We start from the raw sequence: 15581 nt of genomic DNA, 5'->3' as shown, positions 1-15581 counted from the left end.
GAATTGTGTCAGTTCATAAAAATCTCCATCTGGTGCTGCAGACCATCGGCTACGATTGAATTCCATTCTCCGGTGCTGAGCATTTCGTGCAGCCCCCGGTTCAACAGCTCAATGGCGTGCAGGCCTTCTGGATTGGATTTATGTGCGGCGACCTGAAGAGGCACGATCGACATCAGGTGTTGGTTAACCACGACTTCGTCTTTCAGCCCCAGTGCGGCCAGTGACGCATCACCGGATCGCGTGTCCAGAGAGACGATATCGACTTGGCCAAGGATAAGTGCATCAAAACATTTTTCGGCGGTTTCCAATTGAACAAGTTCGGTCACCGGTGGCATCAGATCCATGGATTGCAGGTGGCTTGTGGGATATCCTTCTGGGCGGCAGATGCTGGCGCCACGCAATTCGATCATGTTGCCGGTTGCGTCATAGCCGCTGCCTTTGATCGCGAAAAACCCATCGACGATTTCATATAGCGGTTGCGAATAAACGTAGTTTTCGCAGCTGTACCGTTCCATCGCTGTCAGCTTGTCGCCTGCACTGCAATCGGGTTTTGACCATGGGAAGCTGGCATCAAATGCCAATGACGGCAGCAGGGCCTCCAGATGTGCGGCCCAATCATTGACAAAGACCACATCGGCCTTTTGATCCTGATCGGCGCGCAGAATTGAGGTTTCGACAAGGCGGGTGATCAGGCCGCGACCGGGGAGGCTTTCGTCGGTATAGGGCAGATAGCCATTTGCGGTGATCAGTGTGATACGGGCATTGTTGTTTCCGACCTCAGTAGCAACCTGAGCTGCCGTTTCGGGCAGCGTGCCGTCCTCGCAAGGTAGTTGCAGAACCTGACCAATGTCGATGATATTTGGGTTTCGCCCGATCTCTGTGATGTTTGCCTCGTAGATCGAAGCGAAAAATTCGTCAGTCCCATATGCCCGACGAGATATCTTGCGCAATGTATCGCCAGCTTTGACGCGGTAGACCTCGCATGCTGATTGGGCATTTGCTGTGTCTGCGGAGAAGCTGACCGCCGCGGCGCCAAGAACGGCCGCAGTTAAGACCACTTTCATAGTTCTCATCCTCAATATCCTGTTTTCAAGGCGAAAATTGCCTGTTGCTGGGTATGAAAAACGCGTTACTCGTCAGAAAACTTTGATGACCGCCAATGAGACATTGTCTTGGTCCGGATCGTCCAGATCACGGATGGCGCGCATCAATGCATTGGCAATGGTTTCGCTGTCGGCGGATTGGTGTTCAGCCAGAATGCTGCCGATCTGATCGTTGCTCAGAAACTGCAACCCGTCGCTGGACACGACAATGATGTCGCCGGGGGAAAGGGAAACCGGGGGTTTGCCGCAGTCGATTTTGGGAATGTCCGATCCCATCAGAACCGACGTCAGGCAGTTGCGGTCGGGATGATGGCGTGCGGTTTCCGGATCCAGCATGCCTGTTTTGACCATCAGATCAATCTGTGGACCTAGCGAATGATCCTCGTTGACCTGATGCAGTTCACCTTTTTGAAAGAGATACAGCGGCGAATCCCCGACGGAAATCCAGTGCATCTGATTGCCCGACAAGATCGGTGCCACGAGGGTCGTGCCCATTCCCGCGACTTCGCTGTTGCGCGAAACGTAAGAGGCAATCGAATTGTTGGCGGAAATCGTCGCAGCGCGCAGCACTTCGGGAATGTCATCCTGCGGCAGGTCATTCACCTCCAGATGTTCCTTGAGCGTATCTGACACTTTCATCACGGCGATGCGGCTGGCGATATCACCTGCCTTGTGCCCGCCCATCCCGTCGGCAAGCACCACAAATCCGGTGCCTTCCTCTTCGGGGAAGTCAATCGCGACGGCGTCTTCCTGATAGTCTCGCCGCCCTTTATCAATCGCGGCTGCAACATCGTACATCATGGTGTCAAATGCTCGCTCAATCTTGTTTCCAGCTAAATTCTGGTCCGCAGAATGCGATGAAACGCAGCGTCGTTTCGCCAACACGGATCATATCGCCATCTTCAAGGGTTTCAGTGGCCAGAACTGGTTTGCCATTCAGGCGCACGATGTTCGATTTGCCACCGTAGCCCAGGTAGAAGGCACGGGTTTCTTCGTCAAAGGCGATCGCGGCGTGATTGCTGCGCGAAATGCTATTGTCGCCGAAGTCCAGTTGTATGGCTTGGTCATCTCCACGGCCGATTTGGGATACGCCGTCATGAATGGCCAGGCTGGTGCCGCGGCCTTCGCCCTCGGTAACCACAAGCCATCCCACGGGGAACATGGCGTTTGTTGTGGCTTTTTCATTTGCAGGGCTGTCAAACAGATCCTCTGCATGCCCATCAGACCGATCAAAACCAAGAAATGTGGTCTTCACCCGGCTGCTGCGACGGGCAGGGGTCGGGGTTGCTGCCGGCGCTTCGAATGCCTCTGGTGCGGATTCTGAAACAGCGGCTGTCATTTCGGGTTCTGGTGCCGGCGGGGGGGTAATCAATGGTGCACGGTCCAATGGGTCCGGTTTTGCAAAGGGCTCATCCGCCATCATGCTGCCCATCTCTGTGGATGGCTGGGAGGGTTCAGCGAACGCGCTCATATCCGGTTTGTATTCGGATGCCTCATTGAGGGTTTCCAGATCAGACATGGTTTCGGGATTTGTGTCCTCTGCCATGGGAGGTGTTTCCTCACCCTGGGGTGTCCGGCGGACGCGTTCAGGCAGGATCGGGGAGTGCAGGGTCAGCGGGGCTGGCTTGCTACTATCCGTTGTCGTGTCCGATGCATCGTTTTGGCTGGCAAGCCGGGCAAAAGGTTCCTGATCAGATTTTGGCTGATCCTGAGATGGTTCCACATCGCTTTTGTTCTCAGCGACAAGACCGATGCGGGTGTCGCGGCCGGTAAGTCGGGCCAGGGGGCTCATCCGTCTAATCAATGGTTCATCTCCTGTAATTGTGTGGATTATCCACGAGTTTAGTATCTGTTTCAGTGCCTTGAGTGGCAATTTTAAAGTGTTTTCAGGTCCAGCTCCGCCACGGCCATGCCGCCATTTCTTTCGACTCTGAAACTGGCTGTTGGTGTATTGGATTCGACCAAAGCGCCGAGTGCCTGATCCAGCGCTTCGGGTGAATCCAGCCGGATGCCAGATTCTCTTTCAGCCAAAAGGATGTCCCCGGCCCGCAGCATGGTTTTGCTGCCCTCTGGGACAGAGATGACATGCGTTTCCCAACCTTCCGCGCCAGCCTGAACATCAAGAATGACGCCATTGGCCAAACCGATCTGACGGACAACAGGAACAGCCAAGAGGCCACGTTCAAACCGCGCTGCGGCGTCTGCCTTGAAGCGCACGGCCACACGGGTAAAGCCATCGGGATCAACAGACAGGTCATTCAGGATCCGCACAGCAAATGACTGACGGTTGTCCAGCGGATCACCATTGATGGAATAGATCAGCGTGCCTTCCTTGATCCAGGTGCCAGAAACATTCAGGTTCGCGTCCGCCTTGATATTGGTGATCATGGCAACGTCGGCGCCGCTGAAACGGCGATTGGACACCGTGAAGGGCAGATGGATATCCCAATGGGCAAACGCGACCTGATTTGAGGTCAGCTCAATGGTTGGAGCGGGTTCATCTGGTGTTGTCAGCAGAGAGGACAGTTCGTCCACTGGGGCGGTGGTCACCTCTGCACTCAGCTCTGGCTGGGTGGTCAGATTTGTTTCGGCGATGGCACGTGCAGCGGTCACGCCAGATATATCCTCGCCAGTATCAAGGGATGTCGTGTCTATGGCCTGCGCAGTTTCTTCTACGATCGTTTCTGCAATTGCCGTGGTGTCCTCGGCAATTGGCTCTGATACGGGGTCAAAAGAAACCGAAACCATGCTGTCGCCTACACTTTCGGAAGGGTCTGCGGATGCGACGTCGGTGATGCCCGCAGTCGCCAGATCGGTAGTGGGGGCGATGCTTGTTTCTGGGGTGGCCTCAGGTTCGGCCGCCAGCACTGTGTCCGCGCCATCAGTGTCCAGTGCACCTGAATCGGTCGGGGCAGGGACGTCGACGGCAGGCGCGACTTCAACCGTGTCATCGCCAGACATAAATCCCATGCCAACCACACCGATAACGGCAATGATGGCAATGACCGATCCGGCAAGCATCAGGCCGGTTTTCCCGCGTGGTTTGGATGCACCCTGAATTTCGTCGACGAAGATTTGATGAATTCGCTCGTCAATGGTTTCTTCATCTTCGTCGAAATCGTCTGCGGCCTCTTGCTCTTCTGCACGTCTTGCAACTTCGGCGGCTTCGGCGGCCTTGCGGGCGATTTCCTCTTCCTCGGCTTTCTTCAGCGCTTCAAGCTTCTGCTGATCCAGCTGGGCTTGAATGGCGGCCTCTTCCTTCAGGATGTTTGAAATCGCGATTTCGGGGTTTCCGTCCACTTTTCCGGTTGCAAATGCGGCACCATCCAACATGGCCAGCCATTCATCCGCGGTTTGCAGACGTTCTTTGGGAAGGGTTTTCAGGGCCTTGTCGATCGCTTCTAGGAAACGGGGCGGGTAGCCTTTGACCCGGCCTGTTAGGGCGTCATAAGGATCAGCGCGATTTTCTGCCAAAGCTGCCAGTCGGGCTTGACCATTCACGGGGGCCACACCTTTGATCACGTGATAAAGCGATGCGGCCAGGGCGTAGAGATCGCTCCACGGGCCTTGTTCGCTGCCTGCAATGTAGAATTCCTGCGGAGAATACCCATCCTTGACCACACGCAGTGCCGACAGGGCACGGTTGGTGTTGGAGGCATGTTCGCGCGCTGCGCCAAAATCGATTAGGATTGGTTCGCGGTCGCGTGTCAGCAGGATGTTATCGGGCGAGATATCACGATGCAAAACCCCATGTTCATGCACGAAGCCAATCGCATCCAGCATCTTTCGTGTGATGCTAACGATTTCTTGTGGTTCCAGCTGAATTGTCGGGTCCTCGACAACATCCAACAGATCTTTGCCGTCGATAAAGTCGATTGCCATGTAGGCTGTATCGTTGTCCTCGAACACCTGATGCACGCCAACGATGTTTGGATGCACCAGCTTGGACAGGCTGCGCGCCTCTTGCACAAACAGGCGAATGATGGATTTCAGCTCGCTTTGATGGGCGCGCGACCGGGCGCTGACAATGGTGTTGGTCCGGCGGCAAAACGCGCCAGGAAAACATTCCTTGATGACGACTTTGCGGTCCAGGCTGTCTTTGGCCAGATAGGTGATGCCAAAGCCACCATTGTTGATAAACCGCGAAATCGTGTATTGCCCATGCAACAACACGGTTCCCGGTTGGAGCTCGTCTATTCCACTCACCCCGAACGTATCTTCATCTTTGTCGGTGCCTGCGAGCTCGCCTTGCGCCATTTCGACATTCCCAAATTAGCCGTTGGTCTACCGGAGCAACTCCGTTGACCTAGTTCCGTCCTGAAGTTCCCGAATTGGAAACAACCATGACGACATTGCTCGTTTGAGAACCCGGCAAAATTGGGGCACTAAAGAGGTTTAATGTGGAAAATCGCACTAATTGCGCAGATTTGGCCAAATTGTTTCTGGGAAATTTGAAAAAGCCATTCGAATAGCCATAAAAGTTGAGGGAAATGGTCCTAAAACATCGATCAAATGATTGGTTGATACTGCGTTTTAGGTCAGTCCAATCGGGGCTTTTTTGAAAGGTTCCACGTGGGTTCGAATTGGCACCGTGAAACCAGAAACACTTATCCTTCCCTGTGGCCAGTTTAGACAGGACCAATGTGCTCGGATCGCGATGTCCGATTTGGAAACATTCCACAATTGAAAGCCAGTGGAGAGAAAACAATTTGTTAACTTTAAAGGGAAAATCCAGTTTTCTCTGCGCAACAATAATGTGAATGCTTCATCAAAACACCTTGGTAACACGTTTTTGCCATAAAGCCCGGATACCGCTGGAATGTGGGAGATTGGGCGACAGCGCCAGACGGGTGCGTTTTCTGGATCTCTCTTGTAGTTATACGAGGCAGGGTCTGAGGAAATGTTTGCGGCCAGTTTCAGTGTGTTAGATCGAAATCTCGGGGGGCATCCGTCGGGGCGAAATCGCGTTAATGCATTGAATCCAAATAAATTAATTCAGAGCGTTAGCATGAACTCAACCGCTGCCTTGGTTGAATTGGAACATATCGACCAATCGACGGGCCAGGCCCTTGGGGTGCAAGGCGATCACGTGTTTACCTCTGCGCTTTCAACATGTTCTGCGATTCGCGGTTGGTGGACTGATCCAGCCGCCCTTCCCAAAGTATTTAACGGTAACCAGGTGATCTGATGCAGAAAGTTTCAAACTCTTATTTGCTGAGCGTAGGCAATGACGCCATACAAGCACAGTGCGAAGCGTTCCAGGATCTCGCGTCGCGTTTGGAGCAATTGGTGTCCGCTGCGGATTCCAGAACGGCTGCGCGTGCTTCGGCGTTGCGATCCCGTCTGGACAGCTTTGCAGCCAAGGTGATCATGGTCGGACAGGTCAAGGCCGGAAAAACCGCGCTGACCAATGTAATGGCCGGGCAACCAGGACTGCTGCCATCCGATGTGAACCCTTGGACCTCTGTCGTGACCAATATCATGATGCGGGGCGAAGCGAGCAAGGCGACCGATGATCCGGTGAAATCCCGTTTCACGTTTTTCAATCGCAACGAATGGGATAATCTGATGGTTGGCGGTGGACGGCTGGGCGAATTGGCCGAGCGTGCCGGTGCATCCGAAGAGGCGCTGGAGGTTCAGCGCCAGATTGAATTGATGCGGAAGAAGACCGAAAGACGATTGGGCCGCCACTTTGAACTGTTGTTGGGCCAGAACCATGATTACGGATATGTCGATACCGAACTGATGGAGCGGTATGTCAGCCTTGGTGATGATGATGACATGGACGATATCAGTTCCAAAACCGGTCGGTTTGCCGATATCACAAAATCGGCCGATCTATTTTTGGACGTTCCGGAATACAAGATGCCGCTGCATCTGTGCGATACGCCGGGCGTGAACGATACATTCATGATGCGCGAACAGATCACCATGCGCAGCCTGCGCGGTGCAGAGCTGTGCGTTGTTGTCCTGTCAGCGCATCAGGCGTTGTCGACGGTTGATCTGGCACTGATGCGGATCATCGCGACGATGGAAAAACGTCAGATTATCCTGTTTATCAACCGTGTCGATGAACTGCGTGACCCGGCCGCCCAAATCCCGGAAATTCGGGAGGGCATTGTTAAGACGCTGAAGGCGAACAAGGTTGAAACCGAAATTCCGATTATCTTTGGCAGTGCGAAATGGGCAGAGGCAGCGTTGCTGGATGACCCGGATTCGCTGCACGGTGATTCAGCCAAGACATTGCAATGCTACCTGCCGACACTGATTGAGGTGGAAGGTGAGGATGAGGCGCAGCAAATCTGGCGTGCCTCTGGTCTGGCCGAACTGCTGACCGCGATCTCTGAACGTGTTCGAGATGGTAGTGCCCAGCATTTCCTGGATAAAATCAGCCGTGGAACGCGAAATCTGGCCAATGAGGCGCGCGCGGTGATAGCCGCAGATCAAAAACGGGGCTCTGACGCGCAGGTGATCGAAGTCGATGCGGCTGATCTGGTGGCATCGATTGGAAAAGTAACCCAGCATTTTGAGGCCGAGATGGAAACCTTATGCGATGCGCTGCACAAGGATTTGCTGGCCCGGCTGGAAAAGGCGCAGGACGGGTTCGTTCGCCGCGCCACGGATTCCCTGATTAACCACTTTGAACGGCACGGGGAACAGGGGCAGTGGCAATACGATCCGGCGGGTCTGCGTGTGCTGCAACGATCCGCCTATCTAGGCTTTTCCCGGTCTGTTGGCCAAAAGGTCGAGGCGCTGTTGCAGGACGCGGCATTTAATGTCGAGGCAGTTTACCGTCAGGCGCTGGGTGATGAGTTGAAAGATTTCCGTCTGGAAGCCCCCCATGCGCCACAGGTGCCACCCCCGGTGGGGCTGGGCAAGACCATCGCGCTGGACCTGCAGGGAAATTGGTGGCGTCGTTGGTGGCAACGCCGGCGCGGGTTCCAATCCTCTGCGACAGAATATGCGCAGCTGATCCGGGCCGAAACACAATCCATTCTGAACGAATTGGATAACAGCCAGGTGCAGCCGGTGTTGGACGAATGTCGATCTGTTTACAAGAACTTTGCCGCGGAACATGTTGGAACTATTAGTAGATTATCCGGCATCGAAGACACTGAAGTGCGGACAGAGCTGGTCACAGCTTCGCAAGGGGCGCAATCGGTCGAAGTGTTTGATGAAATATTGAAAGGTCTGGAAGAACAGGCCGCCTGAGGAGCAGAAGCATGTTGCAGAACAACGTTCAGAATTGCGCCCGCGTTATGAAGGGCACCAAACCTTGCATTGCACTTATGGGGGAGTTTAGCGCCGGTAAAACCACGCTGATCAATTTCCTGCTGGGCGACGAGGTTCTGCCGACACAGGTGACAGCCACACATGTTCCCCCGGTCTGGATCAGTCAGGGAACGGGCGAGACTTTTTACATCGATTCCGAGAACCATCAGCATCCGTTGGATCTGTCTGATATCCAGTCGCTGGATGTTGCCAATGTCCGCTATATCAAAATCTTTTCTGATGCTGCGATCCTGGACAATCTTGATCTGATCGACACGCCCGGCATCTCTGACCCCAATATTCCTGAATTTCACAAGGAAACGGCGATTGAAAATGCCGATGCGATGATCTGGTGTACCCATGCAACGCAAGCTTGGCGTGAAAGTGAGCGCAGTGCTTGGGTATCGCTTCCCGAAGAGCTGCGCGCAGGTAGTATTTTGTTGGCGACGCGGTCTGACAAGCTTGATGAACGGTCGCGCGAACGGGTGCGTCGCCGTTTGGTGCGCGAAGCGGGTGACCTGTTTGAAAGCATCATCATGTTTTCGGCCACCGACGCGCTGTTGGCAGTGCAGGACGAGGATCTGGAAGAATTGCTGGAAAGCAGCGGTGGGCAATTGTTGCGGGAAACATTGCAGAACCTGACGCAGGACATTGCAGATGTGCCCGGTGCGGCCACGGTTTCGGCCATCCGGCCCGTTCGCGTTCAACGCCAGGCCGAGTCGGACACACAGCGCCTGGCAGAGGTGGAGGCCGAAACAGAGCCATCGTCAGTGCAGGAGCTTTACCCGGCGGCGGATGATGCGGAAGCGAATGATTTCACAAACAATTCTTCAACACCGCCTCTGGTGTTAGGCGCGGATGCGGATACGTATTTTGTTTCTGACGATGCACCGGAAACGGTGGAGGATGATGAGTTTGTTGACCAACCGGTTGCGGAGGCTGATTGGTCTGAAGGTGACTATGACGCTGACGTCTATGAGGAACAGGCTGGCTCCTATTCCTTGCCAGATGAAGATGTAGCTGATGAGGCCGCGCAAGAGGGCAATGATGACCTCGAACGGCTGCAGTCAGTACATGAGATGCTGCGCTCGGCAGAACCGGCGCAGGATGAGGTTGGATCAACTGTAGAATTTACAGGTGAGATGCCGGACGCGCCGCAAACCGCGCGCGCCTTGTGGCAGCAAACTTTGGCAGCAAATAACGTGGAAACGGTTGCCGATGTTCTGGCCGCGATAGAGGAATTTGTCGACGCCTTGGACCAACATCAGATGTTTGCCGGGGGACGGTGATCTTTTCGAACAACAGTCTGGCATAGTTTGCAATTTCGGACTGGTACTGACCGGGCGAGTTGGGCAAACTATGGTCAATAAAAGCTGATCAGGTTATAGGCTGATTGGTATCAATAATGTTCGGCGGGTGTAGCGGCAGATGTTTCTGAATAGCGCATTGGATCAGGGGTTGGATCTGGTTCCGACCTGCATGTCCTTGTGTCTGGTCGATACACGGGCCGGGCTGGTTCTGGGTAAGTCCAGTGCCAAACCAGTTCCGCAAGAACGATTTGACGAAATGGCAGATTGTGCCGCGATGCTGTTTTCGCAGGACCTGGGCCTGATTGGTTTGTCCGGGAAAGAAGATCTTGACCAGTTTTCGGTATATTCCCCACAGGGGTTGCAGGTTTACGCCCGCGCACCGAATGAGCCGGATCAGGTGTTGTGCTATCAATGCGGTGTTGGGGGAGATGCAATTGCAATCACCAATGCTGTGCGGTTTCACCGCAACAATGTCGCGGAATTATTGCTGGAAAGTTAGACGGTTATGGAGGTGCGAGACAGTATCTTGGCGATTTTGGATCAGGCAGTTGATCTGTCTAATGCGCGTCATGACGGGTGGCGGCAATTGGGGGCCACGACGCAAGACGCGAAGTTGCAAGGTCTGCTGTCTGAGATTGGCGGGGCCATATTGCCACGCGCGATCCATGCGGAAATCGGGTCTCGGCACTGCACGCTGATTGCAAATAGTGGCCGCCTGATAAAATCCGATCTGGGCGGAAGCCAGATACATCAACAAGACGGTCGCGAGGTCAGATTGGCACGCGCTGCCAAGTTGCTGGCAGAGTTTGCTGGCACAGACGGCGCATTGCGTGTCTGGGCCCAACCGTTGTCAGAGGCACCGGATACGGATGAAATCGGTCTGAGCCAGGGGGAGTTGCAAGATTATCTTGGTAACTCTGGCCTGTTGGGCGATGCCCAATCAGGGGCACCAGATGTTCAGGATGATGAGGGCAGTTTCGAGGATGTCTTGGGGACGGTGTCACAAACGCGGGCTCTGATTGCGCCGGGTGAAAATGGTGTCGCAGTCATTGCGGGCAATCCGGATGATCTGGCCCCGAACGAAAACCTGCGCAAGATTGCCACTCAGCTGATCAACCTGCCGCCCGCGCATCCGTTGGGCCAGGGAAAGTGGATTGTCGGCTATTGTTCTGACAACCCCGATCACATCGTTGGCGTTTTGGTCGAGGAGGCCAATGCAACATTTCATGCAGGCGCCACATCCGATCTGCCCCGGCTGGTGCAAAAATGGACAAAGTCGAATACGGGATCAGGGCAATGATGAAAGCCTACAGAGCTTTGTACCCTGTAGGGGGATATCGTGGCTGCTGAAACCGCTGATAAATATGTATCGCAGCTGCAGGGGTTTTTGGCGGCCACTGACGATCTGCCTCTGCCGTTGGACGCCAATGTCGAGAAGGCGGTGGATTACGCGGAATCTCTGATTGATGAGCTGACGGCACCGGTGCGCGTCGCGGTTGCCGGTGGCCGACGAACAGGCAAATCCACGTTAGTCAATCTACTAGCCGGTGTTGATATCGTGCCATCGGGACCAGATGCGCATTTGTTGCCGCCGGTTATCTTGCGATATTCCAAAACCGAACGGACTTTGGCCGGATGGTGGGATCGGGCGGAGAAAGTCTTTGACGGGCTGGATGTAACATCAGCATTGGCGGAAAGCCCGGATGTTGTGTCGTTTGAAATTGATTGCGATGCGTTGACCGATTTGTGGCTGATCGATGTATCTGGTGTTGATCATCGGTCGCGCGGCAAAGAAGCGCGATTTGCCTTGTCACGGCTTGCCGATGTATTGTTGTGGTGCAGCGATGTGACCACATCTGATTTTCAGGTGGAGCAGCAAAATTGGCAATTGTTGCCGCCACATCTGCGCAAGCACAGCTTGTTGGTACTGTCCCATCTTGATCAGGCGGATGCGTCGCAGTCAGAGACGGTGCAGGCCATGGTTTCGGGGCAAAGCCAGACCATGTTTCGTCAAGTTGTTCCCGTTGTGATTTCCCAGGCATGGCAGGCGTTGATCGATGGGGATGGGCAAGCTGAACAGCAGTGGGAGCAGAGTGGCGCCCCAGAGCTGGTGGCGGCGTTGATGACAGCGGTAGAAGCCTATCAGGCTGATCGGTTGCAGCGCGTCAGACGCGCCATGCAGCGCTATGTGGTGCCGGTGATGTCACAGATTGCCCAAGCCGTACCTTCGGAAAAACTCGCCCAACCAGCAACAGCCCCGCAAGAACCCGCGCCATTGGCCGAGGTGCCAAAGAATGATTCTATGGCGTCGCATGACCCGATGGCTGAACTGTTGGAGCGCTGGCAGGGGCAGCTTCGATCCATGAAGGCGAGAGTTGCGGCAGATGAGGTCAAGGAAAGTTCAGCGATTGTTGAAGAGGCCCATAACCTCGTGAACATATTCCTTGAAGACCTCGTTAACTCTGACGCGATGTCTGAGGAAACCGACTGGTTGATTCCGGAGTTTGAGAAAGCCGACGATTTGCTTGTTCTGCTACAGTTCGAGGAGGCGGAACTGGTGGCCGCTGATGCGATGCGCGTCTTGTGGCAGCTTAGCGATTGTTTGAGCTGGGCCGGGCAGAGAAACGCCAACTATGGTGAAGTTGCCTGATCATTTTGTGAGGCTTGCATTCCGGGCGCACAGTATTCCTGATCTATCTGACCAATTCAGATGATCAGATGCGTGCCTCGATTTGGTTGGCGTGGATCAGGCAAAGCGTTCTTTGCAGAACTTTTTCGATGCGGGGTGAAATGATCCCGGTCATTTCAAAATCATTCAGATCATCCATGACGCCAGAGACCATCGTGTCAGGCAGGTTTTGCACCAACTCATGCAAAGCCTTGATCGCGGGGACATTATCTGTGGCCACTTCCTCTTCAAAAGCGGAGCACATGGCGTTTTGAAATCCCAATGTGTCGAGCATCGCTAACCCTTTACACTTTTTACCTTCGGTCAACATACAAGTTACCATTTCATTCATTGCGACCGCTTGGATATCCATCCTCGATGTCACAATTCGCACCAATTACTTACATCCTTAATTTACCTTCTGGTAACCCTGTTGAACAGTTGTCTTTCGGTACAGGTTTTGAGGTGCGTAAATTTTCGAAATGCAACCAAAACCATGAATAATATAATTAAATCAAATATTTACTGTGAAAATCGAAATGCCACGATGTTGACATATAATGGCCTGAAAGATGCCTTAATCTGAGTCGTCCGGAATATCTTGGTGTATCACTGCGAGGCATTCCCGGTCTGCGCCCCTGTCAGAAATCCGACATTGACGCCAGTCGCCTTTTCATCCGGCGACAGAGGTCGAAATCATCCAGTTCCGAACCTGTTCGGCTTGAGGGATCAGGGGGTTGTCGCGGGACCAGACCAGATAAAATCCGCTGCCTGTTGTCCAGCTCCATTCCGTTTTGGCTGCGAGCAGACCCTTTGCGATCAATCCGCTGGTGACGTGTTTCCAGCCAAATGCGATACCTTCGCCCGCCATGGCGGCCTGCAGAACCAGTGCGTAGTCGTTGAGGCGAAGGCCTGCCTTGGGTTCGCGTTCCCGTACACCGTGATGGGCAAACCATTGCGACCAGGTTGGCCGCTCGCGGACAGGTTCTTCCAGATGGATCAGGCGTTCATGCAAAAGATTGGCGACGGTTTTCAGATTGACGGCGGCGCGCATCACCTGCGGGCTGGCAATAGGGTAGATGACTTCGGGCGCGATCAGGGCTGAATGGACGCCGGGCCAGTTTCCATCACCTCTTCTTATGGCAAGGCTGATTCCCTCTGCATCAATGTCAGGTTCGCGGTCGCTGGTTTGCAGGCGCAAGTCAATGTCTGGGTGACGGGTGTGCAGATCCTCCAACCGGGGCACCATCCAGTAATAAGCAAACGCTGTGCTGACCGATAACGTGACATGATCGTTCTGACCGCGTTGATAGATGCCTCTGGCAGAACTTAGAATGTGATCTAAGCCTATGGAAACATCTGCAAAAAGCCGTTCCCCTGCCTTGGTTAACTCGACCTTCCGGTGGGATCGGTGAAAGAGCATGACACCCAGTGAGGCCTCCATCTGTTTGATGGCGGCGCTGACTGCAGGTTGCTGGACGTTTAATTCCTGGGCGGCGCGGGTGAAAGACCCCAGCCGGGCCGCAGCCTCAAACACGATCAGATGACGGGGGGAGGTCAGGAGTTTCCACAGTTCTTGCATAACTGAAACTTATCCAAACCATCAGAATAATCAAGCGTCACAAAGTATTTCTGAGCCGTTAACCTGTGCCCATCTTATTCAGGAGACGCAATATGGCCCGACGCGCACGCGCCGCCAGAGCTAGGCAGGATCAGGCATGGCAGCCCCCGGCATCACCCTATATCCGCAGGACATTGCCGTATTTTGATGTGCTGGACGAAGAAAAAATCGCAAAGTTGGAAGCGCAGGTGGACTGGCTGATCGAAAACATTGGCATCGCCTTTCGGGATGATCCGATTGCGCTGGATATCTGGCGTTCGGCTGGCGTCGTTCCACAGGGGGAACATGGTGATCTGATCAAGGCCGATGCGAAATGGATAAGGGAATTATGCGCCAAGGCACCTAGGGAATTTACCCAAGTTGCCCGAAATCCAGAGCGTTCGGTCAGGATTGGCGGGAACAATCAGGTTTTTGCCGCGGTCTACGGGGCGCCTTTTGTACGTGATCTGGAAGGTGGGCGTCGTTATGGCGATATGGACAGTTTTCAAAAGCTCATCAAACTCGCCTACATACACCCCAACCTACATCACACCGGGTTGGTAATTTGCGAACCATGCGACGTGCCAGTCAGCAAGCGTCATCTGGACATGGTTCTTGCGCACATGACCCTGTCGGACAAACCGCATCTGGGGGCAATTACGGAAATGTGCCGGGCCCAAGACAGTGTGGACATGGCCGAAATCCTGCATGGAAAGGATGTGATGGATCAGCACTGCGTCATTATGGGCAATCTGAACACCAATTCGCCCCTGTTGGTCGACAAAGTGGTGACAGAAGCAATCCGTACATATTGCAGCCGAGGGCAGGGGGTGATTGTTTCGCCCTTCATCCTGGCCGGGGCGATGGGCCCGGTCAGCACTGCGGCCAGCGTGGTGCAAGCAGTGGCGGAGGCGATGGTCTGCTGCGCATTTGCACAACTGGTGCGACCGGGTGCTCCGTTTGTCATGGGGAACTTCCTGTCCTCTATGAGCCTGAAATCTGGAGCGCCTACTTTCGGTATGCCGGAACCGACGCTCAGCAACTATGTCATCGGGCAACTGGCCCGGCGTCTGGGGCTGCCCCTGCGGTGTGGTGGGTCGCTGACCGCATCAAAGATCGAAGATGCACAAGCGGCGTTTGAAAGTGCGGAATCCATGCAATCTACAATGATTGGGGGCAGCAATTTCACCCTGCAATCTGCGGGTTGGCTGGAAGGCGGCCTATGTGTCGGGTTTGAAAAGCTGATCATGGATGCTGATCGGTTGGGTGGGTATCAGAAACTGGCGCAAGGTTTGGACATTAGTGACGAGGCAATGGCCCGCGATGCATATCTGGAGGTCGAACCCGGCGGCCATTTCCTGGGCTCTGCCCACACGATGCGCAATTACCAAGACGCGTTTTATGAACCGGCGTTGAGCGACAGTGAAAATGTCGAAAGCTGGGAAGAGGCGGGCGAAAAAGACATGCGTCGCCGTGCCTATGAGAAATGGAATGAGATGCTGGCGCAGTATCAACCACCGCCCATCGACATCGCCAAGAAAGAAGAGCTGGAGGCCTATGTCGCCCGCCGCAAAGAAGAGATTCCGGACGCTTGGTACTAAGCGCCGCCCGAATTTTTAAGGAGATAC

General features: G+C 54.3%; 13 protein-coding genes. 7 read left to right on the top strand and 6 right to left on the bottom strand.

Annotation, left to right across the window (positions count from 1 at the left end; all coding sequences use genetic code 11):
- Window positions 1-8: 8 nt before the first annotated feature.
- The 4 genes from AC2D8P_RS03565 to AC2D8P_RS03550 form a co-directional block, all read right to left on the bottom strand.
- Entirely contained in the window at window positions 9-1073 is a 1065-nt protein-coding gene (locus tag AC2D8P_RS03565; RefSeq protein WP_484700504.1) for a LysM peptidoglycan-binding domain-containing protein, read from the bottom strand.
- 63 nt (window positions 1074-1136) lie between these two features.
- Window positions 1137-1901 (bottom strand): PP2C family protein-serine/threonine phosphatase, encoded by a 765-nt coding sequence (locus AC2D8P_RS03560; RefSeq protein ID WP_484700502.1) that lies wholly within the window; start codon window positions 1899-1901, stop codon window positions 1137-1139.
- A gap of 19 nt (window positions 1902-1920) precedes the next feature.
- The gene (locus AC2D8P_RS03555) at window positions 1921-2895 is read right to left on the bottom strand and encodes an FHA domain-containing protein (RefSeq protein WP_484700500.1); all 975 of its coding nucleotides are present in this window, start codon (window positions 2893-2895) and stop codon (window positions 1921-1923) included.
- 83 nt (window positions 2896-2978) lie between these two features.
- Window positions 2979-5360: a protein kinase domain-containing protein gene (locus AC2D8P_RS03550; protein WP_484700498.1), complete on the bottom strand. Its 2382-nt coding sequence runs from the start codon at window positions 5358-5360 to the stop codon at window positions 2979-2981.
- Between the two features lie 751 nt (window positions 5361-6111).
- Between AC2D8P_RS03550 and AC2D8P_RS03545 the strand changes: the two genes are divergently transcribed.
- From AC2D8P_RS03545 to AC2D8P_RS03520, 6 genes are all read left to right on the top strand, one after another.
- Window positions 6112-6291, top strand: coding sequence for a hypothetical protein (locus AC2D8P_RS03545; RefSeq protein ID WP_484700497.1), 180 nt, complete (start codon window positions 6112-6114; stop codon window positions 6289-6291).
- The gene (locus AC2D8P_RS03540) at window positions 6291-8315 is read left to right on the top strand and encodes a GTP-binding protein (RefSeq protein ID WP_484700496.1); all 2025 of its coding nucleotides are present in this window, start codon (window positions 6291-6293) and stop codon (window positions 8313-8315) included. Before AC2D8P_RS03545 ends, AC2D8P_RS03540 begins: the two co-directional genes overlap by 1 nt.
- An 11-nt stretch (window positions 8316-8326) precedes the next feature.
- Window positions 8327-9664, top strand: a complete 1338-nt coding sequence (locus AC2D8P_RS03535; RefSeq protein WP_484700495.1) for a dynamin family protein — start codon at window positions 8327-8329, stop codon at window positions 9662-9664.
- 139 nt (window positions 9665-9803) lie between these two features.
- Complete coding sequence (locus tag AC2D8P_RS03530) at window positions 9804-10184, top strand: hypothetical protein (RefSeq protein WP_484700493.1); 381 nt, start codon at window positions 9804-9806, stop codon at window positions 10182-10184.
- Window positions 10185-10196: 12 nt separating this feature from the next.
- The gene (locus AC2D8P_RS03525; RefSeq protein WP_484700491.1) at window positions 10197-10985 is read left to right on the top strand and encodes a hypothetical protein; all 789 of its coding nucleotides are present in this window, start codon (window positions 10197-10199) and stop codon (window positions 10983-10985) included.
- Between the two features lie 39 nt (window positions 10986-11024).
- Window positions 11025-12335 carry a hypothetical protein gene (locus AC2D8P_RS03520; protein ID WP_484700489.1) on the top strand — a complete coding sequence of 437 codons (1311 nt, stop codon included), beginning with the start codon at window positions 11025-11027 and terminating at the stop codon, window positions 12333-12335.
- Window positions 12336-12399: 64 nt separating this feature from the next.
- On the opposite strand, the gene AC2D8P_RS03515 is transcribed toward AC2D8P_RS03520, so the two are convergent.
- Window positions 12400-12648 carry a hypothetical protein gene (locus AC2D8P_RS03515; protein WP_484700487.1) on the bottom strand — a complete coding sequence of 83 codons (249 nt, stop codon included), beginning with the start codon at window positions 12646-12648 and terminating at the stop codon, window positions 12400-12402.
- A gap of 378 nt (window positions 12649-13026) precedes the next feature.
- A complete protein-coding gene (locus AC2D8P_RS03510) occupies window positions 13027-13935 on the bottom strand; it encodes a LysR substrate-binding domain-containing protein (RefSeq protein WP_484700485.1) in 909 nt (302 codons plus the stop codon).
- A gap of 92 nt (window positions 13936-14027) precedes the next feature.
- Between AC2D8P_RS03510 and AC2D8P_RS03505 the strand changes: the two genes are divergently transcribed.
- Window positions 14028-15554 carry a trimethylamine methyltransferase family protein gene (locus tag AC2D8P_RS03505; RefSeq protein ID WP_484700483.1) on the top strand — a complete coding sequence of 509 codons (1527 nt, stop codon included), beginning with the start codon at window positions 14028-14030 and terminating at the stop codon, window positions 15552-15554.
- Window positions 15555-15581: the final 27 nt, after the last annotated feature.

It is taken from the genome of Roseovarius sp. YIN77 (assembly GCF_057219155.1).
Note: the sequence above shows the minus strand (reverse complement) of the source record. Positions and strands in the feature narration are given on the sequence as shown.